We start from the raw sequence: 24,461 nt of genomic DNA, 5'->3' as shown, positions 1-24,461 counted from the left end.
AAGCTCACGCCGATCGATCCGACGAAGGACTGGTTCCGCGCACGCGGCGGGAACAACGCCTACCTGCCGTGGTGGGGGCGCCGATACGATGCCGATTACGGCATGCAGGGCTATTCGTGGTGATGTCGGCGACGCGGCAGCGCGATCCGTGCGGCCAGATTCACGCCGCCGTGTCATCCAACGGAATACCGGCCCCGTGCGCCGATGCGTCAGAGCAGCTTGACGATCGCGGGCACGCTGAGCACCGCGACGTAGTAACCCATGAACTGCACGCCCGTGTTGAACGCGAACAGGCGCGACAACATTCCGCCGAACAGGCCGACCGTGACGATCACCGCGAGCCCGAGCAACTGGCCTTCCCAGACACCGATCACGACGATCAGCCCCGCGAAGGTCGCGATGATCGCTTCGTGGCTCAGCTTGCGCGCGACGAACGACGCCGCGCGGTGCGCATGATGCATCGCCAGCGGATACGCGATCAGCGCGGCCAGCAGAATCGACAGCAGCCCGTAGCCGAGGAACTCGGGCCAGCTCATCAACGTATGCAGGTTGTGGATCTGCCCGCTTGCCGCGTCGACCGTGAAGCGCGGCGGCGCGTTGAAGAGCGGCGCGGCCGGGCCTGCGGCCACCGGGCTCAGCGGCAGCCCGAACGCGATCAGCGGAATCAGCGCCTCGGCGATGTAGGTCGCCTCCGTCACGCCGTTACGCGCGGCGATCACGGTCGTCAGCCGCTGATACGCATGCCTCACGCGCGCGCCGACGATCTCGCCCATCAGCACCGTCATCGCGACCGGGCTGAACACGAACGTCGCGCTCGACACGGCCGCCGTCCCGACCGTCCACCCCACCTGCTCGCGATCGAGCACCTTCAGCGGATTCGGGAAGTAGCCGCGCCAGCTCTTCACGTCCGGTGCGAGCACGAACGTCGACGGCCCGTCGCGACGCATGCGCCGCCGCTCGGCCGGCGACAGGATCGAGAACAGGTCGGCAACCAGCGGGCCGATGGCGATCCCGAGGAAATAGCTGACGCTGAGCTTCACGCCGTAGTGACCGGTCAGCGCCTGCAGCCCGACCACCAGCATCACGAACGGCACGAGCAGCAGCACCGCCGCCCAGCGCCCCGTGGAGAAATACGCGATGCCGACTGCGGCCGCGAGAAACACCCACGGCGCGGCCTTCGCGATCGCCGTGCCGAACGGCGCGAGCAGCGACGCGAACAGCACCGCGAGCGGCAGCGCGACGAACGCGGCGACGATCGCGCCGGAGATCATCTTGCGCAGCGCGATGTGCGGCACGCCGAGCGCGCGCAGCAGCGTCGCCTGCTGCAACAGCGGCGCGGCCATCGTGTCGCCGGGAATGCCGAGCAGCGCGGTCGGGATCGAGTGCGTGATGTGCTTGGCCACCGCGCCCGCAAGAAAGAACGTGAACACCCCGGCGGGCGGCACGCCGAGCAGTGCGACGAGCAGCGTGAGCGGCGCGATCGTCGTCGTTTCGTCGGTGCCGGAGATCAGTCCGATGCCGGAGAACACGATCGCGCCGAGCAGGCCCATCGCCAGCGCCGACGGCAATGCATGCAGAAGCGCGTCCATCAGCGGCCTCCCGTGCGCGCCCGCGCGGACGACGCTTCGTAGGAAGCAAACAGGTCGAGCAGTCCGAGCTCCTCCATCTCAGCGCGCGCGCTCGGCGACAGGTCGCTCACCGACCCGAGCCCGCCCGATGCTTCGGCAAGTTGCCGAAGCGCTTCGTCACGCTCGGGGCCGTCGGCCGCATGCTCGATCACCATGCGCTTCGGCTTGAACAGGCGCGCGCACAGCGCACCGGCAAGCAGGCAACCGCCGAGGCCGATCAACATCGCATAGGCCCGCGCGATGGCCGCGTCCTGCACGAACGAGGCGAGCGCGAGACGGCCGGCCTCGAACGCGCCGAGGCTGATCGCGATGCCGAGCAGGACCGACCAGGCCAGATGTTTCGTGGCCACCGTGTCGCCCCACACCTCCACGAGCGTGTCGGCGCTTACATCGGCCTGCATGAACGGCTGCGCGCGATGCGACGCCGCCGATACCGCGCCTGAACCGGTCTGTTCCATGTGTCTCCTCCTTGATTGATATGTGGCCGGCTGTCCCGGCGCGGCATGCGTCACGCGGCATGCCCGCGAACGTCGCGCATCAGGCGTCGCTGCGCGCCGCCAGCAGTTCGAGCGCGAAATCCGCGCGCACGTCTTTCGCGGCGACCATCCGTTGCGCGATCCGGTCGATGTCGGCCCCCGTCGCGCCGGCCGCGACGGCAATGTTGCGCGCATGCAGCGCCATGTGGCCGCGCTGAATGCCTTCGGTCGCGAGCGCGCGCAACGCCCCGAGATTCTGGGCAAGGCCGACCGCGACCGCAATCTCGCCGAGTTCCTGCGCGGACGTCACGTTCATGATCTTCAGCGCGAGACGCGCGAGCGGATGCGTCTTCGTCGCGCCGCCGACCAGCCCGACCGGCATCGGCATCTCGATCGTGCCGACGAGGTCGCCGTTGTCGGCCTTCTCCCACGTCGTCAGCGACGTGTAGCGGCCACTGCGGCTCGCATACGCATGTGCGCCGGCCTCCACCGCGCGCCAGTCGTTGCCGGTCGCGACCACCACCGGATCGATGCCGTTCATGATTCCCTTGTTGTGCGTGGCCGCGCGATACGGATCGGTCGCCGCGAACACGTAGGCGTCGATCACGCGATCGATCACCGCTTCGCCGGAATAGTCGTCGGTGGCGAGCGTCGCGGCCGAGTACCGTACCTCTGCGCGTGCCAGCCGGAGATCCGCGAGGTTGGACAGTATCCGCAACCGTACCTGCCCGCCGGTGATCGCTTCGATGCGCGTCGCGACGGCTTCGGCCATCGTGTTGACCGTGTTCGCGCCCATCGCATCGCGCACGTCGACGATCAGATGCGCAACCACCATCGCGCCGCGCGGCGTATCCGGGAACACGTGCACCTCGATGTCGCGGCAGCCGCCGCCGAGGCCGACCAGCACCTTGTCGCGGCTGTTCGCGAGTGCGATCAGCCCGGCCGCGTGCCGCAGGATCGCGAGCCGCGCGCCGTACGGATCGCCGACGCCGATCACCTGGACCTGCGCGCGCATCAGCGGGCCGCTGCTCGACGTGCGGAAGCCGCCGGCCGCGCGGGACAGCTTCGCCATATACGATGCGGCCGCAACGATCGACGGTTCTTCGACCGCCATCGGCACGATCACGTCACGGTCGTTGATCCGGAAGTAGCCGGCGACCGCCATCGGCAGCTCGAACGTGCCGATCACGTTCTCGATCATGCCGTTCGCGGTGTCGAGCGACAGCGCGCCGGGGGCGGCGAGCAGCGCGTGCTCGGCATCGTCGAGCCCGACGGTACGGGCGAGGTGGGACAGGCGTTGTTCGGGCGTGAGCGAGCGGAAGTTCGGCAGTGCGGAATCGATGGGCATGATGTCGTTCTGTTTCGGGGTGACGGTGTTGCCTGCCGCGGTTGCGGCGGACAGCGGATAGCCGAATAATAGTCACGCTGTACCCATTGAAAAGGTACAGACGGGCCAGACAGCCAGACATCCGTACCCATGACAGTGAACCCGTCCGACGGAACATCGCGATGAAACAGCGTGCAAGAGCCAGCCTGTCTGGCGCCATGGCGGACAATCTCGCCAGACAGATCGAGGAAGGCGTGTTGCCGGCCGGCGCGAAGCTGCCTTCCATCAGGGAATACGCTGAGGCGTCCGGGTGTTCGAAGAACACCGTGATCAGCGCATTCGAGATGCTCGCCGCCGACGGCCTGATCGAGCCGCGCCGCGGCTCCGGGTTCTTCGTCACGCGGCGCGCGGCGGCCGCGCCCGACATCGACGAGCCGAGTTCGCTCGACCGCGCGATGGACATCGTGTGGCTGATGCGCGAACAGCTTCACGAGAAGCCCGACGTACTGAATCTCGGCGAGGGCTTCCCGCCGATCGAATGGCTCGAGGAAACGCGGCTAAACCAGTATCAGCAGCGCATCGTGCGCACCGGTTCCGCGTCGCTGTTTCGTTACGGCAGCCGCTTCGGATATCTGCCGCTGCGCCAGTCGCTGCAGCAGAAGCTCGCCGGCTACGAGATCGAGGCACCGCCCGCGCAGATCGTGCTCACGCACGGCGCGAACCAGGCGATGGACCTCGTGCTGCGCTACTTCGTGCGCCCCGGCGATACCGTGCTAGTCGACGATCCCGGTTACTACCCGCTGTTCGGCAAGCTCAAGCTGAGCGGCGCAAACATCGTCGGCGTGCCGCGCGAGATCGACGGCCCCGATGTCGCGAAGCTCGCCGAGCATATCGCCGCCTACCGGCCGAAGCTGTTCTTCACGCAATCGGTCGGGCACAACCCGACAGCGACCGATACGAGCGCGGCGAAGGCACACCGGATCCTGCAACTCGCCGACGCGCACGACCTGATCATCGTCGAGGACGACGCGCTCGCGGACCTTCGCCCGCGCTCGCTCACGCGCATCTCGACGCTCGATCAACTGCGCCGGACGATCTATATCGGCAGCTTCTCGAAGTCCGTATCGGCGGCGTTGCGCGTGGGCTTTCTCGCATGCAACGCGGCGCTCGCGAGCGACCTCGCCGACGTGAAGATGCTGACTCACGTCAGCAGCTCGGAGTACTGCGAGCGCACGCTCGATGCGATCGTCAGCGACGGGCATTTCCTCCGGCATACGAATCATCTTCAGGAGAAACTGCGGCGCGCGACGGCCACCGCACTCGAAGCGCTCGATCGGCTCGGCGCGCAGGTCTATCGGCCGTGCGAACAGAACCTGTATCTGTGGGCCGCGTTGCCGGGGTGGTCCGATTCGATGGAACTGGCGCAGGCGATGCTGGAGCGCGGCGTGATCCTCGCACCGGGGGCGGTGTTCTCGCCACAGGCCGACCAGCCGTCCGCGTATTGCAGGTTCAACGTCGCTTACCTGGCGGACAAGCGGTTCGCGCAGGCGTTGAAGGCGCTCACGTAGCCACGGACGCGAGCCGAGTCGGTGACACGACCAGCCGGGCGAGCACGCGGCGCAGACCTCGCAGAGGGCGTTCCACCGCGCACCTCCTGGTATCGTTCTGTCGCTTCACGACGCAGCGTCCGACTTGACTTCTCTTATTGCCGCCGCCGTCGACAAGCGGCCGGAATTTCATCGCACACCGGTCGAATCCATCACCTGGAGAATGCTGATCGAGGTCGAGACAGAAGCGTTCACCGACGCTTCCTTCACGTCAGGAATACGCCGATTCCGTCGTCGATACCTTCTTCAAGGTAGCTGACGAATATCGCTCCATCGAGTCGATGGACGACCTTGTCGACCGCAAGGATCGTGACATCCGGAAGATGCCCTTTGTGCTTGCAATCGTATCGATGCTGCTGAAGCACCGCGCAGCAAAAAACTCGACTCGTAACCGTATCCGATACGGGACCGGCACCGGGCTCGCTGGCCTATCGTGTTACCGGTCGATTCGCAGGCGCTCGACGACTCGACCGTTGACCAGATGCTCGTCGACGATCTCATCGATATCGGTTTTATCGACGTAGGTATACCAGACTGCTTCCGGGTAGATCACGACGATCGGGCCATCACTGCACCGCGCGAGGCAACCGGCACGATTGATGCGAATTCCAGGGGCGTCCGGGGAAGCAGCATCTGCCAGCCGCTTCTTTGCATACCGGCAAATTTCCGACGCCCCGTGGTCATTGCACGCCTCCCCGTTCTCGCGTTCATTCGTGCAGACAAAGACATGACGGTCGTAAAAACTCATCGCGATTCCCCTTTTTGACACCCGGCTGACACTTACGCTCGCTCTTCGAAAATCGTTCACTCGACATGTCTCGGCACGGGCTTTCGCTCCACGGGTGCCCACTGAATGATCACGATCCCGCTCAACAGAATCACCGCCCCGACGATGCTGTACCAGGTCATCCGCTCGTGCAGCAGCAAAACGGCCAGTACCGTGGAAACCAGCGGCTCCAGCAGGCTCGCGATCGCACCACCGACGGCGCCCGTCCCCTTGATACCGCCCAGGAAAAGGGTTTGCGCAATCGCCGTCGGCACCGCGGCCACATAAAGCAACATCAGCCAGCCGTCCATCGTGTAATGGAGTTGCAGCCCGTCGTGAAGACCGAACGGCAACAGCGCCAATGCGCCAATGGCAAATCCAATCCCGCCCGCGTGCATGGGGCTACAGATCTTTCCTGAAGCCCGGGCGGCCAGTACATAAAAAGCCTGGCATACCGCACAGGCAACCGCGATCGCGACGCCAATCCAGAATTGCCGAACATCCTGAACGAAGCCTGAGGGAAGACCGACCAGAAACACCGTGCCCACGATTGCGAGGACCAGCGCAATCATCGTTTGCACATTGAATCGTTCCCCCAGCCAGGCGACCGAGATCAGGGCAACGAAAATCGGTGCGCCGCAGATGCTGATCAACACCGAAATCGCCACGCCCACCCGCTCGATCGCAAGCACGTATGTAAGCTGGTAGAACGCCATGCCCAGACCGAGTCCCGCAAGCACAAGCAGACCTTTGGGCGTCAATTTGATGAACCATGTTCCCAAATGGATCCGCCCCATCAAGAACAGAAACGGTACCGACAATGCCAGTCGCAGGAAGCTGATCGAAACAGCATTAGCCCCGGCCGACGTTCCGAGCACATTGAAGATGATCCCGGTGGTTCCCCACAACGTAGCGGCGGCCAGGACCATCGCCCACCCTTTCCTTGCATCCAGGTCTGCTGCATATCCCGGCGCCGCCGGTACCGCTTTTATCGATCCCATGTCGTTCTCACTATGTGTAATCAAATGATCCGACGTGTGTCGGGACGCTTCATGGCTATTGCTTGAACAACGAGAATCGCTTCGTGAGTGCCTCCACCGCTTCGCGCGCGCCAAAGATCACCACCACCACGAAGTCCAGCGCCTCATCGAGCGCCGTGCGCGTTGCTTCCATCTGTGCTGCTGCTGACGCGCCGATCATTGAAGTCGTGAAAACGTTGTATGCGATGCTTGTGCTCGACGCTTCCTTCACGTTGGAAAGCAGCACACGAAGCTGGTTACTGTTCTTGGCCTCGAGAATGATGAACGGCGATTCATCGATCTTCGCTGCAAAATCACACGCGACGTTCTGGTACTCAAGGAGATTGCCGACACCCGCAATACCGGATAGACCAAATGCGGTGTGCGCCAGCGCATTCAGCACGACCGGAGCCGGATGCTTGCGGTTGATCACTGCCACGAACTTGCTTGCGTTGTCTGCGTATGCCATCTTTTTCGACCTGTCGTTTGAATCGGGTTGACACGAGAATTTCGATACCGGCCGGCGGCGTCGACTGCTCAAGAACCATTCGCGGGAGACGTGCCGGCTGCCAACTCCGATTCGGCGGGCAACTCCGACGCTTGAGACATGTGGACAAACACATGCGCGATCATGTTTTCGATGCCCCACAGCTCGCGCTCTTCCATTCCGGCGGAATTGCCGCTATCGATCGCGCGCTGGCGTTCGAATATCGCGTCAGGCCAGCTTCTATGGCTATGACCTACGGCACTGGCCAGGTGATGCCAGTCGTGTGCCGGCAGGTCTCCGACCAGGACGCCGACACGCATGGGAATGTGCATGAACAATGTCCTGCACCACCACCGCAGCCACACCCGGGGCGAGGGGACATTGCCATCTGCGCCCGGAACGCATTCGCCGCAAAACCGCCCATGGCAGCGTTCCGCGTAGACGCCCTGCTGGACGCCTGGCGCCGCGCCCACAAGCCAGACGTGTTCCGTCGAAAACTGCAGCAGCGCGCTCATTTGATAGAGAGCAGTCAACGGAAGCCACAGTGCGATCGCGGTTGCATTCACGCCAAGGCATGCGGGCATGACCACGATGAGCACGACAAGCCACACGACCACGAGACACTGTTCGATCAGCGGTCGCCTCAGGTTCGACATGACACGAGACTTGAGGAACCAGAGATGGAAAACCGGCGAAAAAAGCGTGCTGAGCAGGTTGTGATTCAGTTCGGCGACGGAACGCCCCGGACGGATTCCGAAGTTGAACAGCAAGGACGCGTCCGCATCATCCCTCGTCGTGAAGACCGAACGCCGATGATGGTCGAGATGCTCCTGTTCGTACTCGATTTCGTTCTGCGCCAGGACGAAGATGGTCAGGCCTTTCGACACAAGGCCATTCATCCTGCTCCCACGCCTGAAAAGTGTCTCGTGTATTGCATGATGCCCATACACGACCTGAATCTTCCGGAGCAATCCGACCAGGAACACCATCGCCATCGGCGCAACGACGTAACCCAATATGCGAAGCCAGTCTCTGGAAGACGTCAAAAGATACAAATGCACCGCGCACGTCCCGATCGCCAACAGGACATCCATGCTGAGGGAAAGCGCCGGATGCGGCGTGAACCACGCCTGCTCATTCGGGAGAGGTTTGCCAGTCAAGCGCGTCCAGAGCGGTTGCGTCCATCTCGGGAAGCGCAGGTACGATGCTCGTACGGATATTCGAGGAAGCTCACCTTCGTTGGTTAGCGATTTAGGCAAAGTCATTTGTTTTCCTAAATATATTGCCTGGCATCCGATTCGCCGACGTGACGCGCCCTGCACCACTCCGGGACGCGTCACCCTATATTCAGCCTGACGTACGAGTCCGAGGCCCATCGGCTCATCGTCGGGCAATGGTTCAGCCCTCTCTATCTCAGCTAGCCACTTCCGCGCGCACACGACCGTCTTCCGGGCAGTCCCGGTTCGGCGACAGATCACCGAGCTCACGAGGCGTCAACGGCGAGTAATCACGCGCTGCAAGAAACTCCGGGCGCGGCGGACGCGTCTGAACCGGCAGGTTCTTCACGCTGTTATAGGAAATGAATGCGACGCGCCGGTCGAACGGAGAGATATTGACGCCCGATGCGTGGAACAGATTCGCGTGAAAGACGACGATGTCTCCCGCTTTCCCCTTCGGGGCGTCCATGCCATGCAGGCGCACCATCTCGCGCAGCACGTTTCGATCGACGGTGTAGCGAAGCTTGGCCGTCGTGTTGCTGAGCCAATCGCTCTGCTTGTCGTACGTGTCGATCGTATGCTTGATGCTCTCCTTGAAGCCGTCCACATGCGACCCGGGTATCACGGTCAGCGGCGCATTGAACTCGGTAACATCATCCAGAAACACGGCGACGGTCAGGAATTGCGGTTCCGGCAGTTCGTCCTCGCGATGGTAGAACGTCATGTCCTGATGCCATTCCCACACATCGCCGACGAACGCGGCCTTGATGTTGAGCTTGAACTGGTGGACGTATACGTCCTCGCCCAGGACGAACTTCGCCGCCCCGAGAAGGGTCGGGTGCCGACACAACGTTGCGAGCGCTTCGTTGCGAAGGTGGGCTCCGTGGAGTCCGCGAACCGTCTTGCCATCCACTTCAGTCACGCGCCCCGGATCCGTGGTGTCATTCATGCAGTCGTCAGCCGCCTTGCGGAGAATGTCCAGCCCGGCAGCGTCGATTACTTTTGGAACGGTAAAGTACCCTTTATCAAGAAACTGCTGCTTGAAGGTAGCGTTCTGCATCGTCATGCTCCAGTACTTGTTTTCGCATTGTGGTTGGGGCGGACATCAAAGTCCTGCGACCATGCCTTCTATCGACACGTCGTCGGTGAAACGTTCAGGTGTAGCGCACGGCCCGATTGCCATTCACATAACGGATACTTCGACTCCGCACCCCGTCGGCAGGAAGGCGATGGTCACGCGGCAGCCGCGACGGGCGCTCGTGCTCCGGACAGGTGGAGAAAATCGGCGAACTCGTTCAGTGCGATATTCCAGTACGCTGCATAAGTGCGGGTGAGATGCAACATGCGCGCCTGCTTCTCCGCGGTATCGGCGATTGCCGTCGTGCCCGTATCGTCGTCGCTCACTGCCTTGTGATGTTCGACCTCGGCGTGGATGTGGGAATCCATCCATTGGAAGTGTTCCGGCCGGGAGAACAGGCGACCGCCGTCGACGTCGACTCTGGAGAAGACACGCTTGAACGCCACCGTGATATCCAGCGCGATGGCCTCCACGACACGCAGTTGCACGGCAGCACCGAGCGGGTCATGCGCGAGCTGGCGCATATTTTCGATGAGTCGCTTCCCACCCGGTCCGAGCAGGTTCGACGTATCGTTCGCCCCATCGCCCAACGTCGCCTTGAGCGGATCGACGATGGCACTTTCCCACCATGCGTAGTGCATGCCGGCCGGCCCGGCCGGGGCAACTTCCTTGAACACCGACATGACGTTGGACAGGTCGTCACCAATGACCTGGAATACGGTCTGGATCGCCGTCAGGAGATTGGTGTTCGGGTGGGCCTCGGCATCGGCCTGGGACGCCATCAGGCCCAGACCTGCAAGAGACGTGAACATGAACGCCTTGGTGATCTCGCGCCAACCGTGCGCGATACCCAGTGCGGCCAACGGCTCGATCGACTTCACCGCCTTGGCTTCCACAAAGAAGCGGTTCGTTTCCGTCGTCAGATGCGATGCCTCGAGGCACGCAGCAATCTCGGCATCGAAGTCTGCCAACGGTGTGTGGTCACGTTTCGAGTCTGCGTTGACTGTCGATTCGACTGCGTTCGTCATAATATGCATTCCTTATGAATGTAACTAAAAAGAAGAACATCACGAAGCTGCGAGTTGCCCAATACGTGCCGACTGCCGAACTTCCATGCACACAGAACCGACTCTCGCCCAATCGACATTCACCGCTCACGTCCGTCACTCTTGATGAGGAACGGGTGGCAACGCGACCAGGAACGCCTGTTGACTCTCGAGAGTCTTCTCTGTTCACTACAAAGCTGAATTTGAGGATTGCTTATTTGTTGTCGTTCATTTGTTTCGTCGGTCGACCGTTGGTCAGACGTGCTGGTCTGCTCGACCTTCCAACTCAACACCGGGTTGTCCGCGAACTTGGCCTTTGACCTGTCGCGATTTGAACTATAATTGTCAGCATAGTCAACGTTGACACTCTGGTCAACGATTTTTTGAGGAGGCGACGGACCTATGGCAATGACTCGGCAATTCGATGAAGACGCAGTCCTCGAGAGGGTTCTGGAAATCTTCTGGATAAAGGGCTGGAAAGCGACCTCCATGGCTGACCTGGCAGAAGCAGCGAATGTTCAGCGAGGCTCGCTATACCACGCTTATGGCGGCAAGGAGCAGCTCTTCCAGCTTGCGTTCGATCGATATGCGACCCGGGTACTTGAAGAGACGCGCGCGGCACTGAATGCGCCATCTGCGCATACCGCACTGCAGCAGTTTTTCGAGAGTTCAATTGCCAGCATGACCGCGCATGTCCCGCCCCGCGGCTGCCTGACGACCAGGAGTGCGATCGAAGCGGACGCATCCGCCGACAATATTCAGGACAGTGTCCGCGGTCTGCTCAAGAATCTGGAAAATGCGATCGTCGAGGCGCTGTCGCGGGACGAGATCCGCGCATCGCTTGCCCAGTCCCCTGAAGCGACGGCTCAAATGATCATTACCTTCACGCGTGGACTCGCGGTGATGGAGCGAATCAACCACGATCCGGAGCAGTTGCGCGAGATGTGTGACCATCTCGTCAATTTGCTGTACTCGGACAACAGCCAGGCACTGGCGGCCGTCAATACCTGAGCCCCAGGCAACCCGGAGATTGGGCGGATTTTCGCCATGCAAGTCTCCCGTATCGTCAGCTTGCCGCGCATCGACGCGCGACAGTCACTGCTGATCGTCGCTTGTGCTCGCGAGTTCGCGGCCTGCAAGCGCACGATGTACGCACTCAAGATCGTCCGATTCCGGACACTTCGATGCATCCCCGTTCCAAACGGTCCATCCACACGCACCAGAACCCCATCATTCGTCACTGGCGACGCCGATTCCCGGGCGTGCCGCGAGCGACGTGGCTCCCGATCAGTCTGATCGTTGCTCACGGTGATGCACGAACGTTGCCCTGTTCAGAGCCCTTCTCGCGCGACTCGTCTTTGGAACCCGTCCGTGTCGTTGCAGGACGAGCAATCGGCAGTCGTCCGGACCGAAGATCGACTCGAATTGACGGGGAACAGCGCGCTTGCCCGGTTTCCTTCGGACACGCGCAGGTCACGTGGCGCCCCATTCGACAGCCCGATGTCTCCCGGATTTTCCTGGCATGTACGCGTTTGTCGCAGCGATACGGACGCCGTCGTCAGGGAGCGATCCAGCGGCCTTCGCAGCCGTCGTCGTTCAGGTCGAATACCGCGCGCCGATGGCCGTTGCGGGCGAGGTCGAGCCAGTCGATGTGCGTCACCTTGACGTGGAGCAGGCAGAAGTTCCGATAGCCGTCGTCGGTGGGCGTGGCGCCTTGGCCCGGAGCAACGTGTGCCTCTTCGGGCGACTCGATCGGCGTGCCCGGTCGCAACGGCGCGCGATACAACAGCAGCGTATGCGGACGGCTCGATTGCCAGATCGCACGACGTTGCGCTTCGTCGTCGCAGATCGATGCAACGCCTTCCGCACGAATCTGCACGAGCGCATCGAGATGGTTTGCAACGATCGCGATGCGCGGATCGCGGCGCAACTCCGCCACCTTCTCCGAACGCGCATCGGTATGGAACGCCAGCAGACGATCGGCGCGGCTCACTTGCCGCAACACGATCGTGCGCACCTTCGGCGCGCCGTCGAGGCCGAGCGTCGCGGCCTGCAGCATCGTAAACGGCGAGCGCTGCGCGCTGACGCCGGACTGGAGGCAGGACCAGAGACGGTCGCACGTTTGCTCGAGCGATTCGGAAGCGATATCGGACATGATGAAGCGGCGCTCCTGCGTGATTCGATCGCGCCAGCTTAACCGTTTTGGCGGCGGCCCCCTCGCCCGCTGCTCGCCGGCGCGCGGTTCAGTTGTAGCCGAGCACGACCGGCGCCGCGTCGTTCATGTCGGTCGAATCCGCGCCGAAGCGGCCGAGCACGTCTGCGATGTACTGCGGCCCCGCGTTGATCTGCGACGACTTGTGCTCGACGGGACGGATGTCGGCCATGCCCGGCGCTTCGTCCATCCATACGGTGTCGTTGACGATGAAGTTCATGCGTGTCTCCTCAGGCGGCCAGCGCCGCACCGTACGCGCGCACGAGGCGCGCGACGCCTTCCCGGATCGCATCGACATCCGGTGCGGCGAACGACAGGCGCAGCGATGCGGCATCGACGTTGTCCGCGAAGAACGCCTTGCCCGGCACGAACACGATCTTGTTCGCGATCGCCTGCTGCAGCAGCACATCCGACGACACTGCGCCGATTCGCGCCCACACGAACATCCCGCCTTCGGGACGATGGAACGTGATCGCGTCGCCGAAGCCATCGCGCAGCGTGTCGCACATCGCGTCGCATTTGCGCTTGTAGGCCGCCGTGATGCGCGGCAGATGGCGCTCGAGTGCGCCGTCGGCGAGATATTCGGCGGCGGTGGCTTGCGTCCACGGCGTGCTGCACAGGTCGACCGTCTGCTTCGCGATCACGCAGCGTCGCGCGATCTCGGCCGGCGCGATCGTCCAGCCCACGCGCAGCCCGGGCGCGACGATCTTCGACAGGCTCGCGAAGTGCACGATCCAGTCGCGCGCGCCGTCGACTTCGCTCGCGAGCGCGAGCATCGACGGCACGGCAACCCCCGCGAAACGCAGGTCGCCGTAGGGATCGTCCTCGACGATCAGGAAACGGTATTGCACGGCCAGACGCAGCAGCTTCAAGCGGCGTTCGCGCGTGAGCGTCGCGCCGGTCGGGTTCGCGAAGGTCGGCACCGTGTACAGCAGCTTCGGCTGCGCGATCTCGCCCGACGCGAGTTGCGACGCGAGGCGGTCGACGTCGAGGCCTTCGCCGTCGACGGGAATCGTCACGATACGCGCCTGTTGCAGACGCATCGCCGACAGCGTCGCCGGGTACGCCGGTTGTTCGGTCAGCACGACGTCGCCCGGCGCAACCATCACGCGCAGCAGCAGGTCGAGGCCCTGCTGCGAACCGGTCGTGACGAGCAGTTCGGCCGGCGTGCAGGTTACGTTGCGGCGCGCCATCAACGCGATCAGTTGTTGCTTCAGTTCGGCGAGACCGTCGGTCGGACCGTACTGCAGGCAGCGGACCGGCTGCGCGTATGCGCGTTCGGCGGCCGCGTTCAGGCCGTCGACGTCGAACAGGTCGCTGGCCGGGTAACCGCCCGCGAAAGAAATCATCCCCGGTTCGGAGAGGTACTTGAACAGTTCGCGGATCGGCGAACCGGCAGGATTCTGGAATGAGGGCGTGAACGCGTACATGTAGTCGTGAGCTGGATGGCAGGGACGGCCGGGATAGCCGACAAGTGCCGGCCGCCGCGGCGCTTCTGCGCACAACGGCGGTGGATTCGAGCCACGATTGTCGATAGTCATTAACGCGGCGGCAAACGATATCTATGCACTAGGTCTTGCGGTTTGGTCATTAATTGGGGATGTGGGGCATGCATCCCGGCGGCGGGATCCGGGGCCGTTCGATGGTTTAGCCAAGCGCGCTGGAGCGCCACGGCGGTTGCGGTCGCGATATCAGGATCGGACGTGCGCGCGCACTGCGGCCTCGCACTTTTCCGCGCGCATGTCGATGGCGAAATCCGGCGAATTCACGATACCGGAACCCTGCAGCTCGTACGGCGCATACGGATCGTTGGACCCTTGTTGGCCGACGATCTTGTATTCGTACACGAAGACCGTTTTGCCGTGGCGCCACTGAACGACATCGGCGTCTTTCAGTACGATCGGGAAATGCCCCCGACCGTCGGAGATCGGAATCTCCGCGACGTCCGTGGGCGCGCCCTGGTCGAGAATCGGTCTTCCCTTGATGGCCGGGATGGCATTGCACGCATCGTCCGTCGGCTTCTCGCGACAGAACTGTTTGATCCGCTTTACGAATCCTGGATCGATCAGAGGGTGAGTTTTGCGGCAAACTTCACCCTGAATCATGATGACGCTTTTTGAGGGTTATACGACCTTTGCGCCATCAACCTCAAGTTCCATAATTTGCACCGGATATCAAGTCGAAGCACGGGCGCGAACGCAATCGCGCTTGCAGGCCTTCGGTTTGATCGATCTCAACGCAGAGAAAGGAACAGATGATGAGGCTCAAGAACAAGACGGCTTTGATTACGGGCGGCACCAGTGGCATCGGCCTTGCGACCGCCAGGCTCTTCATTGCGGAAGGCGCCCGGGTAGCCGTGACCGGTCGCGACGAAAGCGCGTTCGAACGCGTGAGGGCCGAGCTCGGAGAGCGTGCGCTCGTGCTCAAGGGCGATGTCCGTTCGATCAACGACATGCGCACAATCGTCGCCGAGGTGAAGGAGCGGTTCGGTGGCCTGGATATCGTGTTCGCCAACGCGGGTTGGGCTTTCCCGTCCGCAGTCGGCGACATCGACGAAGACCTCTATGACGGAATCATGGACATCAACGTCAAAGGCGTGGTGTTCACGCTCCAAGCGGTGCTGCCTCAGTTGCGCGATGGCGCGTCGGTCATCCTCAACACGTCGTTCGTCGCGCAGACCGGCAAGCATGGCATTTCGTTGACGGCGGCGGCAAAGGCCGCCGTGCGATCGCTTGCCCGCAGTTGGTCCTACGAGTTTCTCGACCGCAAGATCCGCTTCAACGCGATTGCGCCGGGCGCGATCGACACGCCGCTGCTCTCCAGGTGGGGCATGTCCGACGAGTGGGTCCGCGACCGCAAGGCCGAGTTTGCCCAGGCGATTCCGGTGGGCCGCATGGGTAAAGCCGAAGACATCGCCTACGCGGCACTTTATCTTGCCAGCGACGAATCGTCCTATGTCGTCGGCACCGAACTGGTTGTGGATGGCGGGGCTTCGCAGCTTTAAGCCTTCGCCCGTCGTTCGCGAAGCGGCACACGCCGGTTCCGCCCACCGCATCCACATCGTAATTACACGTCCGCCACGCGCTTCGTCGCGAGGTCTTTCAATCTGGCCGACCTGGTTGTACTTGAAGAGGAGGCCTAAGTGCAAGGAGAGATTAACTTGACCGATCACAAAAAGAACGACGCCTCCAGCGAGAAACTCACCCAGGCAGGCCACGCCCGCCGCGATGCCCTCAAGTTCGGGGGCGTCGCCACGCTCGGCGCCGTCCTGGGTGGCGGAGCCCTGCTTGGCCGCGCCACGCCAGCTTTCGCGCAGGCAGACAGCGCGGCAGAACTCGCGCCGAGCGAGCCGCTCAATATCCTGATCGTGAATTACGACGGCGGCACCCTTCTCGATTTCGCTGGCCCAAGCGAGATTTTTCATCGGCTGCCGAACACGAATGTTCGCTACGCGAGCCTCAACGGGGGCAACGTGACCCTCGAATTCGGCGTCGTCTATGGCAACACCGAACGATTGGCCGATATCGAGAAAACCGACCTGATCCTCGTTCCCGGCGGGTCCGATTTGTCGGCGCCGATGCGCCCGGCGTATCAAGCGCAGATCCGGCGTCTCGCCGAAAGCGCGAAGCACGTCACGTCGGTTTGCAACGGGTCGCTCGTGCTCGCCGCAACGGGCGTGCTCAAGGGCAAGCGAAGTGCCTGCCATTGGGCGTTCGTCAACAAGCTGTCCGAATATGGCGCCATCCCCGTTCCGGATCGCTTCGTGGAAGACGACCACGGCCGCTTCATGAGCGGCGGTGGCGTGACGGCGGGCATCGACTTCGCGCTGCGCGTTGCCGCCAGGCTACGCGGTCGGCAGGCCGCCGAATTCACGCAACTCGTGATCGAATACGATCCCGCTCCGCCGTTCCATTCCGGCCACCCGCGAGATGCGCGGCCGGAGGTCATCGCGATGGTCGACAAGGAACTGCCCGGCGCATCAAGCGGTCTCGCGCGTATCCCGGGCGTTCGCTGAACAGCCTTGCAGGCAAGGTTTGCGAAAGTCCGCACAGGCCGCGACGAAGAACGCAATCGACCTTGCCTGCTCCACCTGCACGACGCTGCAGCCCTCTTCAATTCAAGCCACGACTGGAAATCATCGAATGCATCCGATCCGTTTTTGTACTGCCGCTCTTGCAGTCTGCCTCTCCTTTTCGGCATTTGCGGCGCCGGCCGTCGCCGGCGGTTCGCCACATCCGCCCGGCGCGGCGATCAAGGCCGAGAACGCGCGCTGGGCTGAAGCCTTCGCGCGCGGAGACTACGAGGCGATCGGCCGCCTCTATACGAACGATGGCACGCTCTTGCCGCCGGGCGGCGACAAAATAACCGGGAGCCGCGCAATCACCGAGTACTTCACCAAAGGGTACGCCGGATCGAAGCCGGCTACCGTGACGTTCAGCAATTACGAGTTCTACGGGAATGACCGGGTCGTGACGGAGGTGTCGGATGCGGAAATCCACGACCACGACGGAAAGCTCCAATACCGCGGCAAGCAGACCCTCGTCTTCCTGAAACAGGGCGGCACCTGGAAGCTGCATCGCGACATGTGGAACGACTACGGTCCGCTGAAACCCGCAAGCAATTGAGCGCCCGACGCAACGCGGACAATCGCGTACCGGAAATGCCGGCACGCCATCAGGCTCGCGCTGGCCGAGCGGCGCGCTGATGAACTGTCGATCGATCAGCGCTCACCGTTCAATCGGCTCTGACGCCGGATCGATTGCGGCGGGTGTCCGTGCAATTTGACGAATGCCCGCCGCATCCGCTCGGGATCCGTGAATCCCACCGCTAGCGCAATCTGTTCGATCGGCTCGCTACCATCCTGCAGGCGCAGCCGAGCGGCTTCGACGCGCAAACGCTCGACCGCCCTGGCCGGCGTCTCGCCGGTTTCCCGACGAAACGCGCGTCCGAATTGCCGCGGGCTCAATCTCGCCGCATCGGCAAGCCGCTCGACGGGTAGCGCCTCGGCCAAATGTTCGCGGGCAAAATTCAGCGCGATGCGGATACGGTCCGACTCCGGCTCCATTTGCGACATCGCGGAAAACTGCGACTGCCCGCCCGGCCGCCGATACGGAACGACCAGCAGCCTCGAGACAGCGCGCGCAACGTCGGGCCCCATGTCCCTTTCAATCATGGCGAGCGCCAGGTCGATGCCGGAGGCGATGCCCGCCGACGTCCAGATGTGGCCATCCGCGATATAGATGCTGTCGCCCTCGACCCGGGTGAGCGGAAAACGCGACTGCAATTGCGCCGTGTATCGCCAGTGCGTCGTGGCTCTGCGACCATCCAGCAAGCCGGTTTCCGCCAGCAGAAATGCGCCCGTGCACACGCTTGCGACCCGCGACGCTTTCGCACCCAATTTCCTGGCAGCCGCGACGTTCTCCGACGTCTGCATCGGATCGATGTCGCCGCCTACGAAAACGACGGTGTCGAACGTTCGTCTCCCGGCCGGCTTCGTCTCGATCGGAACGCCCGAATTGCCGAGAACCGAGCCGCCCGGCTGCGAGATGACGTGAAGATCGTACGGGGTATGGCCGGTAACCGTGGCCACCTGATTGAACGCGGATAGGGGGCCGCCGAGATCGAGAACATCGTACCCACGGCAGACGAAGAATCCAATTCGATGCATGCGGACGAGTCACTGGGAATGTCGATAAAGGCGTATTTTACGGAAAAACCTCAAACCCGGACATATGGCTTCAAATGAGGGAAAAACGTCCTTTTGGCCTTCGTCGGTCGGTCGTATAGTCGATTGTTCGAACGCTGCGAGGGATGTCGTTCGCGTTGAAGAAAATATCCTCGAACGGCGGTGGTTGGGCCGACGTCGTGTCGCTTCCGGCACCACACAGGATGCTCGAACGGCTACGCAAAGACACCGCTATTCGACCAGCGCGATCTCGATTCGCTCTTTTCCCTTGCCGGTATTTTTGCGTTTGAGTCTCAACGCGCCGATTTCGCCCGTCGATTTCGGATGCGTCCCGCCGCACGCCATCGTCGCAAAACCGTCGACCTTCCAGAATCTGCGCTGCGTTTGGACATCGCTGAAATCCGTCACGATGGGCAGATCGCGCGCGGTCAGGTCCGTCACCGCCGATTCGATCTCTGCAAACAACGGCGACAGACTGACATCACTTGCAAAGTCGACGCGTGCCTTTTCCTGCGCGATGTGCGCGCCGATACGTTCGATACCCGGACGAAGTCGATATACCAGTTGCAACACCATTTCCGCCGCGAAATGCAGACGCATCAGCCGGTATCGCCGTTCCCAGTCGATTTTCCATGTAACGGAATCCCCGACCTTCAGGGCATGCTCAAGCGGCAGCGTGTACACGATGTCGAGACCGCGCTTTTCCGCGCCGAGAACCGGATAGCCGCCCAGTGACCCGGCGTCGCTTTCCTGGCCGCCCGAGAATGCAAAATAGATCGTCGAATCGACTTGCACCTGATCGTCGTTCACCAGAGTAACGACCGTTTCCAGCACAGTTCGATAAGGGTCGTCCCAGAACACCTTGCGGGTCATCGTCAATCCTGTTTTCCCAGGGGGAAGAACAGGATAGGCGGACCGAATTCGTCACGCTTGTACGATCTTGCGATCAGGTGCCCGTCATGAGGGCCCCAAGGATCGCATCGAAAGAAACGCCGCTACTGCGCAACCGGGCCGCCCGACGCCCCATCCGTCGGCATGGTCGGCAGCGGCACGGCCGCCTCGTTGCCCGCCCCGCCACCCGGTGCGCCGGTCGCGCCAGCCTGCCCCCGCCGGCCCCGATGCCCGCCATGCACGACCGTGGGCGCACTCACCGTCACCGGCCGTATCGGCGGATGCGCGATGTACTGAAAGTTCTCGTTGATCGCACTGTTGCCCGTGTCGTACGGCTGGTGCACGAATACGCTGCTGGTAACGGGCGCGCTGTCTTGCGCGAACGCTGTCGGCATGCAGGCCAGCGCGGCGGTTGCCGTCGCCGCGCCCGACACGATGATGCGCATGAGCGAACCTGCATCGCGGGCTGTGAAGTGGGTGGTCACTCGGTGTGTCTCCAACGTGCATCCGGTCGGCGATCGTCGTATCGTCGATGGCGGCGGCCAAAAAAGAGGCCTGCGCCGAAAGGCGCAGGCCAAGCGAAGCTAAGACAACACCTTGGGGGGGCAAGGCAAGGCCAGTCTAGCCCGTTACGGCCCAAAGAAGATTTCAGCCCGGATTACAGCTATTACTCCATATGACGAAGTGCCGGTCGCCGTCGCGCTCGCCCAAGTGGTGACATATCGCTCGCGCACGCACGCCGTCACGCCCGGCATTCGTAGCCCTTCTTCACGTACGGGTTAACGCCGCTTCCGGCGAACGCCCCCTAACATGTCGTGCAGACCCACCACGACGGAGTCCCGGATGACCGCCACGCCCTCATCGTCACCGCAACCGCAAGCCGATCCGGCGCTTGTCGAGCGCATCGACGCGGTTCTGTCTCGCCAGCTCGACACACAGCGCCTCGTCGGCGCGGTCGTGCTGGTCGCGCACCACGGCGAGCTCGTCTATCGCCGCGCCGCCGGATTCGCCGACCGCGAGTCGCGCACGCCGATGCGCGAGGACACGCTGTTCAGGCTCGCGTCGGTGACGAAGCCGATCGTCTCGACGGCAGCGATGGTGCTCATCGCACAACACAAGCTGTCGCTCGACGAAGACGTCACGCGCTGGCTGCCCGATTTCCGCCCGGCGCTGCCTGACGGTCGCGTGCCGACGATCACCGTGCGCCAGTTGCTCACGCATACGGCCGGCCTCGGCTATCGCTTCGCGGAGGCCGACGCGAATGGCGTCTATGCACGCGCGGGCATCTCCGACGGCCTGGATGGCGCAACGATCACGCTCGGCGAAAACGTGCGCAGGATCGCGAGCGTGCCGTTGCTGTACGCGCCCGGAACGAACTGGAACTATTCGGTCGCGATCGACGTCGTCGGCGCGCTGATCGAGGCTGTTTGCGGCGTACCGCTCGGTGACGCGATCGATGCGCTCGTGCTGCATCCGCTCGGTGCGCGCGACACATCCTTCGTCGCGCGCGATGCCGCACGGCTCGCGACTCCTTACGTCAACGACGCGCCGCAGCCGCATCGGCTCGCGGAAAACGAGACGGTTCCCATCGTCGAAGGGTTCGTCGGCGTGACCTACTCCCCGTCGCGCGCGCTCGACGCGCATGCGTTCCCGTCCGGCGGTGCCGGCATGGTCGGCACCGCCGGCGAAGTGCTGAAGGTTCTCGACACGCTGCGCGCGGGCGGCGGTGCACTGCTGCCTGCCGCGCTGGTCGACGAGATGGGCCGCGTACAGACCGGCGATGTCGAGTTGCCAGACCGGCCCGGCGTGGGCTTCGGGATCGGCTTTTCCGTGTTGCGCGACCCGCGGGCGGCAGCGTCGCCGGAATCGGCTGGCACCTGGCGCTGGGGCGGCGTGTACGGCCACTCGTGGTTCGTCGACCGCGCTCGCGGGCTCACCGTCGTGTCGCTATCGAACACGCTGTATGAGGGCATGAACGGGCAGTACACGGTCGATCTGCGCGATGCAGTCTACGGCGTGCGGTAACGCGTGGAATGGCACAGGCCCGGCGAAGCCGGGCCGAGCGCGGTAGCGACCCGGTGCCGATCCGGCGACGCGTCGCGCTTTCGCGCGGAAACCGTTCACGCCGGGCGCTCGGCCGGCGCGCCGCAATCATCGCGTTGAATCAGGACGCGAACTGCACGCAGCAGGTGACGGTTGATCGTCGGAATCACCGATGCCGGAATCTCGTAAGGCCCGCTCGCCCCGAAATCGGCCGCATGCATGATGTGACTCAACCCGACGTTGAACTGAACGAACGCTTCAATGGTCGGATCCTCCTGCATCGCCGCCTTCATCGCGTCATCATCGAGACCGTGTGCCGAATAGAGCGTGAACGTCGGTGCATCGACTGGCGGCAGTGCCCGGAATCCCGCATGAACGAGCCAATCGTATTGTGCGCGGTCGACCTTGACGATACTCGAAGCCCCGTACAGGTTGATACCGCTACTCGCGAGGTGGTCGATCCACCAATCGTTCTGCCATCTCTCGTAGCCCAGCAACGCGCCTTCGAGCCGCTCCATGTTCTCGCGGCCGTCCCCTTGCAGGTTGATGTGCTGCCGAATGAGCTCCAGCGCCGTGATGCGCCACTCTTCGCCCTTGAGCGTATAGAGAACTTGCCCGATGCGGCGTGCCGGATGGTTTGGGCGAGACGCATCAAGAATGATTTCCTGCGAATGGAAAACACCCTGATCGACATACGCGTCGAAGCGCGCCTTCAGTTCGACCGAAGGCTGCCATTCGCTGTTGTATTCGATGAACCCGAATGGCTTTCGCCCTTGCACCATCAGCGCCAGCTCATAGCCGGTATGGACGAGGTAAGGGACGCGAACGCCGGTATCGACGTGCTTGCAGAGAAAACCTTCGCGCGAGCCATGGTCGAACGCGATCCCGAAGGCGTCGCACACGGCCGCGACCTGTGCCGACGACAGAAGATAGGCTTCGTCGAGTGCTGCATCGCCGGACGCATCGGGATCGACCAGCCGACGCAGCATATCGAGGTCGTCCGTTTCGAACCGGACGTCGAGGCACGGGTTCCGTAAATCCGGATCGACGACGGACAGAATGAAAGACGTCTGCGGATGCGCCATGGCAGTTTTCCGGTAACCCGATTCGAATTTTTCGACAAACGGCAGACCGGTCGGACGGCACGCGAAATGACGGGGCACGCTGCTCAACCGCATACCGATTGTCGGCGATCCGTCTGACGATGTCGAATATCTGGTCCCGGTCAATTTTCGCTGCCCCGTACTACATTGGGGCGCAATGGCATTCGAGTCCGGCTAACGCGTCCCACGGGTTGTCGACATGGGAACCCTACCCTGGCAGACCGGAACAGCTTCGGTCGTTGATTTTCTCCAACTGACGGAAGAAGCCGGTGGCGAGCCGCAATGCCGCAATGCCGCGACGCAGCGCGAACGCAAGAATGTCAAAGTCTGCCGGAATGGCAGAGCCCGGCGCTCCCGATAAACGGCTACGCATCCCGGCTACGGCCCGACAGCCGCCCCCGATTACCTAGGTAATTGACACGTATAGACCTAGGTAATTGGCGTCCCTAGTATGGTTTCGACGCGAAACGAGCGCGCATCTGAAAAGGACACGACCATGAGTACCCAAAACGTCGACACCAAAACGTTACGGCGCGTGATTGCCGCGGCGTCGATCGGCAACTTCGTTGAGTGGTTCGACTTCGCCGCATACGGCTTTCTCGCCACGATCCTGACGCGCGAGTTCTTTCCGAGCGGCGATCCGACCATCGGACTCCTGAAGACTTTCGCCGTCTTCGCGGTTGCATTCGCATTCCGCCCGCTGGGCGGCCTGATCTTCGGCGTCATCGGCGACCGCATCGGGCGCAAGCGCACGCTCGCGCTGACGATCCTGATGATGGCCGGTTCGACGACGTTGATCGGCCTGTTGCCGACGTACGCAAGCATCGGCTACTGGGCGCCCGTGCTGCTCACGATCATTCGCTGCGTCCAGGGCTTCTCCGCAGGCGGCGAATACGCGGGGGCATGCGCCTACGTGATGGAACACGCGCCGCGCCGCCGCCGCGCCTTTTTCGGCAGCTTCGTGCCGGTGTCGACGTTCTCGTCGTTCGCTTGCGCGGCCGTGGTCGCCTATCTGCTCGAGTCGTCGCTGTCGTCGCAGGCGATGATCGACTGGGGCTGGCGCGTGCCGTTCCTGATCGCAGCGCCGGTCGGCCTCATCGGCGTCTACCTCCGAGTCAACCTGAATGAAACGCCGGCATTCCAGGCGCTCGAGGGCAAGCACGACCTCGCACACGCACCGCTGATGGAAACGCTGCACTCGCAGTCTTGGAATATCCTGAAGCTCGGCGCATTCGTGTCCGTGACCGCGCTGTCCTTCTACACGTTCACGACGTATTTCGCGACGTACCTGCAAGTGGCCGGCCACCTGTCGCGTGGCACGTCGCTCCTCGTGACGGTCCTCGCCCTTCTGTTCGCCGCGGCGTTGTGTCCGGTCGCCGGCCTCTTCTCCGACCTCGTCGGCCGCCGCGCAACAATCGCAAGTACCTGCATCTTCATCATCGTGTCGGTCTACCCTGCCTTTTCTCTGGGCAGCTCGGGCGTGTTGTCGCACTCGCTGGCCGGCGTCGCGCTGCTGGCCATCGGCGCGGTGTTCTCGGGCGTGGTGACGGCACCGCTGATGTCGGAAGTGTTCGCGACGAAAACCCGCTACACGGCCTCCGCGATCACGTACAACCTCGCCTACACGATCTTCGGCGGCACCGCGCCGCTCGTCGCCACGTGGCTGATTTCCGCGACGGGCACCAACCTGTCGCCGGCGTACTACCTGATCGCCGTGTCGATCCTCGCGATGATCGGCGGCCTGGCGCTGCCGGAAACGTCGAAGACCGCGCTCGAAGATGCCGGTCCGGCGACGGGGAGATCCGCCCAGTCCGCGAAGCGCGGCGTCGAACGCGCCGTTTGAACCCACGTCCGGCTCATCGAGCCGGCCTGCAA

Annotated in this window: 24 protein-coding genes; 7 read left to right on the top strand and 17 right to left on the bottom strand. The window is 63.0% G+C overall.

Annotated features, from left to right (window positions below; translation table 11 throughout):
- Positions 1-209 precede the first annotated feature (209 nt).
- The 3 genes from DIE13_RS28465 to DIE13_RS28455 form a co-directional block, all read right to left on the bottom strand.
- Positions 210-1,589 carry a tripartite tricarboxylate transporter permease gene (locus tag DIE13_RS28465; RefSeq protein WP_124830381.1) on the bottom strand — a complete coding sequence of 460 codons (1,380 nt, stop codon included), beginning with the start codon at positions 1,587-1,589 and terminating at the stop codon, positions 210-212.
- Positions 1,589-2,086 (bottom strand): hypothetical protein, encoded by a 498-nt coding sequence (locus DIE13_RS28460; RefSeq protein WP_124830380.1) that lies wholly within the window; start codon positions 2,084-2,086, stop codon positions 1,589-1,591. The genes DIE13_RS28465 and DIE13_RS28460 overlap by 1 nt, the downstream gene beginning before the upstream one ends.
- Positions 2,087-2,165: 79 nt before the next feature.
- On the bottom strand, positions 2,166-3,452 hold the full coding sequence (locus tag DIE13_RS28455; RefSeq protein WP_124830379.1) for a hydroxymethylglutaryl-CoA reductase, degradative: 1,287 nt from the start codon (positions 3,450-3,452) through the stop codon (positions 2,166-2,168).
- Between the two features lie 161 nt (positions 3,453-3,613).
- Between DIE13_RS28455 and DIE13_RS28450 the strand changes: the two genes are divergently transcribed.
- Positions 3,614-4,999, top strand: a complete 1,386-nt coding sequence (locus tag DIE13_RS28450) for a PLP-dependent aminotransferase family protein (RefSeq protein ID WP_124830378.1) — start codon at positions 3,614-3,616, stop codon at positions 4,997-4,999.
- A 475-nt stretch (positions 5,000-5,474) separates the two neighbouring features.
- Here the strand turns inward: DIE13_RS28450 and DIE13_RS28445 are convergent, their stop codons facing one another.
- The 6 genes from DIE13_RS28445 to DIE13_RS28420 form a co-directional block, all read right to left on the bottom strand.
- Positions 5,475-5,786, bottom strand: coding sequence for a ferredoxin (locus DIE13_RS28445; RefSeq protein WP_124830377.1), 312 nt, complete (start codon positions 5,784-5,786; stop codon positions 5,475-5,477).
- A 56-nt stretch (positions 5,787-5,842) separates the two neighbouring features.
- A complete protein-coding gene (locus tag DIE13_RS28440; RefSeq protein ID WP_244104729.1) occupies positions 5,843-6,733 on the bottom strand; it encodes a DMT family transporter in 891 nt (296 codons plus the stop codon).
- 127 nt (positions 6,734-6,860) lie between these two features.
- On the bottom strand, positions 6,861-7,292 hold the full coding sequence (locus DIE13_RS28435) for a DUF2000 domain-containing protein (RefSeq protein WP_124830375.1): 432 nt from the start codon (positions 7,290-7,292) through the stop codon (positions 6,861-6,863).
- Positions 7,293-7,360: 68 nt separating this feature from the next.
- The gene (locus tag DIE13_RS28430; protein ID WP_124830374.1) at positions 7,361-8,575 is read right to left on the bottom strand and encodes a stearoyl-CoA 9-desaturase; all 1,215 of its coding nucleotides are present in this window, start codon (positions 8,573-8,575) and stop codon (positions 7,361-7,363) included.
- Between the two features lie 148 nt (positions 8,576-8,723).
- Positions 8,724-9,587, bottom strand: a complete 864-nt coding sequence (locus DIE13_RS28425) for a phytanoyl-CoA dioxygenase family protein (RefSeq protein ID WP_175751931.1) — start codon at positions 9,585-9,587, stop codon at positions 8,724-8,726.
- Positions 9,588-9,760: 173 nt separating this feature from the next.
- Positions 9,761-10,633, bottom strand: a complete 873-nt coding sequence (locus DIE13_RS28420) for a DUF6202 family protein (protein ID WP_124830372.1) — start codon at positions 10,631-10,633, stop codon at positions 9,761-9,763.
- Positions 10,634-11,053: 420 nt separating this feature from the next.
- Between DIE13_RS28420 and DIE13_RS28415 the strand changes: the two genes are divergently transcribed.
- Positions 11,054-11,662, top strand: coding sequence for a TetR/AcrR family transcriptional regulator (locus DIE13_RS28415; protein WP_124830371.1), 609 nt, complete (start codon positions 11,054-11,056; stop codon positions 11,660-11,662).
- A 547-nt stretch (positions 11,663-12,209) separates the two neighbouring features.
- Here the strand turns inward: DIE13_RS28415 and DIE13_RS28410 are convergent.
- From DIE13_RS28410 to DIE13_RS28395, 4 genes are all read right to left on the bottom strand, one after another.
- Entirely contained in the window at positions 12,210-12,806 is a 597-nt protein-coding gene (locus DIE13_RS28410) for a pyridoxamine 5'-phosphate oxidase family protein (RefSeq protein WP_124830370.1), read from the bottom strand.
- A gap of 88 nt (positions 12,807-12,894) precedes the next feature.
- Positions 12,895-13,083, bottom strand: a complete 189-nt coding sequence (locus tag DIE13_RS28405) for a hypothetical protein (protein ID WP_124830369.1) — start codon at positions 13,081-13,083, stop codon at positions 12,895-12,897.
- Positions 13,084-13,093: 10 nt separating this feature from the next.
- The gene (locus DIE13_RS28400; protein WP_124830368.1) at positions 13,094-14,293 is read right to left on the bottom strand and encodes a PLP-dependent aminotransferase family protein; all 1,200 of its coding nucleotides are present in this window, start codon (positions 14,291-14,293) and stop codon (positions 13,094-13,096) included.
- Positions 14,294-14,554: 261 nt separating this feature from the next.
- Positions 14,555-14,968, bottom strand: coding sequence for a hypothetical protein (locus tag DIE13_RS28395; RefSeq protein WP_124830367.1), 414 nt, complete (start codon positions 14,966-14,968; stop codon positions 14,555-14,557).
- A gap of 152 nt (positions 14,969-15,120) precedes the next feature.
- Between DIE13_RS28395 and DIE13_RS28390 the strand changes: the two genes are divergently transcribed.
- The 3 genes from DIE13_RS28390 (at position 15,121) to DIE13_RS28380 (ending at position 17,488) form a co-directional block, all read left to right on the top strand.
- Positions 15,121-15,867: a glucose 1-dehydrogenase gene (locus DIE13_RS28390; RefSeq protein ID WP_124830366.1), complete on the top strand. Its 747-nt coding sequence runs from the start codon at positions 15,121-15,123 to the stop codon at positions 15,865-15,867.
- A 156-nt stretch (positions 15,868-16,023) separates the two neighbouring features.
- Positions 16,024-16,878, top strand: coding sequence for a DJ-1/PfpI family protein (locus tag DIE13_RS28385; protein WP_124830365.1), 855 nt, complete (start codon positions 16,024-16,026; stop codon positions 16,876-16,878).
- A gap of 127 nt (positions 16,879-17,005) precedes the next feature.
- Entirely contained in the window at positions 17,006-17,488 is a 483-nt protein-coding gene (locus DIE13_RS28380) for a DUF4440 domain-containing protein (protein ID WP_124830364.1), read from the top strand.
- A 95-nt stretch (positions 17,489-17,583) separates the two neighbouring features.
- Here the strand turns inward: DIE13_RS28380 and DIE13_RS28375 are convergent, their stop codons facing one another.
- The 3 genes from DIE13_RS28375 to DIE13_RS28365 all read right to left on the bottom strand — a co-directional run bounded on the left by DIE13_RS28375 (position 17,584) and on the right by DIE13_RS28365 (position 19,925).
- Positions 17,584-18,531, bottom strand: coding sequence for a GlxA family transcriptional regulator (locus DIE13_RS28375; RefSeq protein ID WP_124830363.1), 948 nt, complete (start codon positions 18,529-18,531; stop codon positions 17,584-17,586).
- Positions 18,532-18,780: 249 nt separating this feature from the next.
- A complete protein-coding gene (locus tag DIE13_RS28370) occupies positions 18,781-19,422 on the bottom strand; it encodes an alanyl-tRNA editing protein (RefSeq protein WP_124830362.1) in 642 nt (213 codons plus the stop codon).
- 122 nt (positions 19,423-19,544) lie between these two features.
- On the bottom strand, positions 19,545-19,925 hold the full coding sequence (locus DIE13_RS28365; RefSeq protein WP_124830361.1) for a hypothetical protein: 381 nt from the start codon (positions 19,923-19,925) through the stop codon (positions 19,545-19,547).
- Positions 19,926-20,283: 358 nt separating this feature from the next.
- Here DIE13_RS28365 and DIE13_RS28360 point away from each other — a divergent pair, with 358 nt between their 5' ends.
- Positions 20,284-21,465, top strand: a complete 1,182-nt coding sequence (locus DIE13_RS28360) for a serine hydrolase (protein ID WP_124830360.1) — start codon at positions 20,284-20,286, stop codon at positions 21,463-21,465.
- Between the two features lie 95 nt (positions 21,466-21,560).
- Here DIE13_RS28360 and DIE13_RS33575 read toward each other — a convergent pair whose 3' ends face one another.
- Positions 21,561-22,661 carry a hypothetical protein gene (locus DIE13_RS33575; protein ID WP_260435141.1) on the bottom strand — a complete coding sequence of 367 codons (1,101 nt, stop codon included), beginning with the start codon at positions 22,659-22,661 and terminating at the stop codon, positions 21,561-21,563.
- 421 nt (positions 22,662-23,082) lie between these two features.
- On the opposite strand from DIE13_RS33575, the gene DIE13_RS28350 reads away from it, so the two are divergent.
- Positions 23,083-24,429: an MFS transporter gene (locus tag DIE13_RS28350; protein ID WP_124830359.1), complete on the top strand. Its 1,347-nt coding sequence runs from the start codon at positions 23,083-23,085 to the stop codon at positions 24,427-24,429.
- Positions 24,430-24,461 lie beyond the last annotated feature (32 nt).

Source organism: Burkholderia sp. Bp9016 (assembly GCF_003857765.1).
In the GTDB taxonomy this organism is placed as follows: Bacteria; Pseudomonadota; Gammaproteobacteria; order Burkholderiales; family Burkholderiaceae; genus Burkholderia.
The sequence above is the reverse complement of the archived record's forward strand: the minus strand, read 5'-3'. Positions and strand labels throughout refer to the sequence as shown.

Excerpts from the sequence above, each read along its gene's own strand:
- DIE13_RS28465 (WP_124830381.1), bottom strand. The coding sequence starts at position 1,589 with ATGGACGCGCTTCTGCATGCATTGCCGTCGGCGCTGGCGATGGGCCTG.
- DIE13_RS28460 (WP_124830380.1), bottom strand. The coding sequence starts at position 2,086 with ATGGAACAGACCGGTTCAGGCGCGGTATCGGCGGCGTCGCATCGCGCG.
- DIE13_RS28455 (WP_124830379.1), bottom strand. The coding sequence starts at position 3,452 with ATGCCCATCGATTCCGCACTGCCGAACTTCCGCTCGCTCACGCCCGAA.
- DIE13_RS28450 (WP_124830378.1), top strand. The coding sequence starts at position 3,614 with ATGAAACAGCGTGCAAGAGCCAGCCTGTCTGGCGCCATGGCGGACAAT.
- DIE13_RS28445 (WP_124830377.1), bottom strand. The coding sequence starts at position 5,786 with ATGAGTTTTTACGACCGTCATGTCTTTGTCTGCACGAATGAACGCGAG.
- DIE13_RS28440 (WP_244104729.1), bottom strand. The coding sequence starts at position 6,733 with ATGGTCCTGGCCGCCGCTACGTTGTGGGGAACCACCGGGATCATCTTC.
- DIE13_RS28435 (WP_124830375.1), bottom strand. The coding sequence starts at position 7,292 with ATGGCATACGCAGACAACGCAAGCAAGTTCGTGGCAGTGATCAACCGC.
- DIE13_RS28430 (WP_124830374.1), bottom strand. The coding sequence starts at position 8,575 with ATGACTTTGCCTAAATCGCTAACCAACGAAGGTGAGCTTCCTCGAATA.
- DIE13_RS28425 (WP_175751931.1), bottom strand. The coding sequence starts at position 9,587 with ATGCAGAACGCTACCTTCAAGCAGCAGTTTCTTGATAAAGGGTACTTT.
- DIE13_RS28420 (WP_124830372.1), bottom strand. The coding sequence starts at position 10,633 with ATGACGAACGCAGTCGAATCGACAGTCAACGCAGACTCGAAACGTGAC.
- DIE13_RS28415 (WP_124830371.1), top strand. The coding sequence starts at position 11,054 with ATGGCAATGACTCGGCAATTCGATGAAGACGCAGTCCTCGAGAGGGTT.
- DIE13_RS28410 (WP_124830370.1), bottom strand. The coding sequence starts at position 12,806 with ATGTCCGATATCGCTTCCGAATCGCTCGAGCAAACGTGCGACCGTCTC.
- DIE13_RS28405 (WP_124830369.1), bottom strand. The coding sequence starts at position 13,083 with ATGAACTTCATCGTCAACGACACCGTATGGATGGACGAAGCGCCGGGC.
- DIE13_RS28400 (WP_124830368.1), bottom strand. The coding sequence starts at position 14,293 with ATGTACGCGTTCACGCCCTCATTCCAGAATCCTGCCGGTTCGCCGATC.
- DIE13_RS28395 (WP_124830367.1), bottom strand. The coding sequence starts at position 14,968 with ATGATTCAGGGTGAAGTTTGCCGCAAAACTCACCCTCTGATCGATCCA.
- DIE13_RS28390 (WP_124830366.1), top strand. The coding sequence starts at position 15,121 with ATGAGGCTCAAGAACAAGACGGCTTTGATTACGGGCGGCACCAGTGGC.
- DIE13_RS28380 (WP_124830364.1), top strand. The coding sequence starts at position 17,006 with ATGCATCCGATCCGTTTTTGTACTGCCGCTCTTGCAGTCTGCCTCTCC.
- DIE13_RS28375 (WP_124830363.1), bottom strand. The coding sequence starts at position 18,531 with ATGCATCGAATTGGATTCTTCGTCTGCCGTGGGTACGATGTTCTCGAT.
- DIE13_RS28370 (WP_124830362.1), bottom strand. The coding sequence starts at position 19,422 with ATGACCCGCAAGGTGTTCTGGGACGACCCTTATCGAACTGTGCTGGAA.
- DIE13_RS28360 (WP_124830360.1), top strand. The coding sequence starts at position 20,284 with ATGACCGCCACGCCCTCATCGTCACCGCAACCGCAAGCCGATCCGGCG.
- DIE13_RS33575 (WP_260435141.1), bottom strand. The coding sequence starts at position 22,661 with ATGCGGTTGAGCAGCGTGCCCCGTCATTTCGCGTGCCGTCCGACCGGT.
- DIE13_RS28350 (WP_124830359.1), top strand. The coding sequence starts at position 23,083 with ATGAGTACCCAAAACGTCGACACCAAAACGTTACGGCGCGTGATTGCC.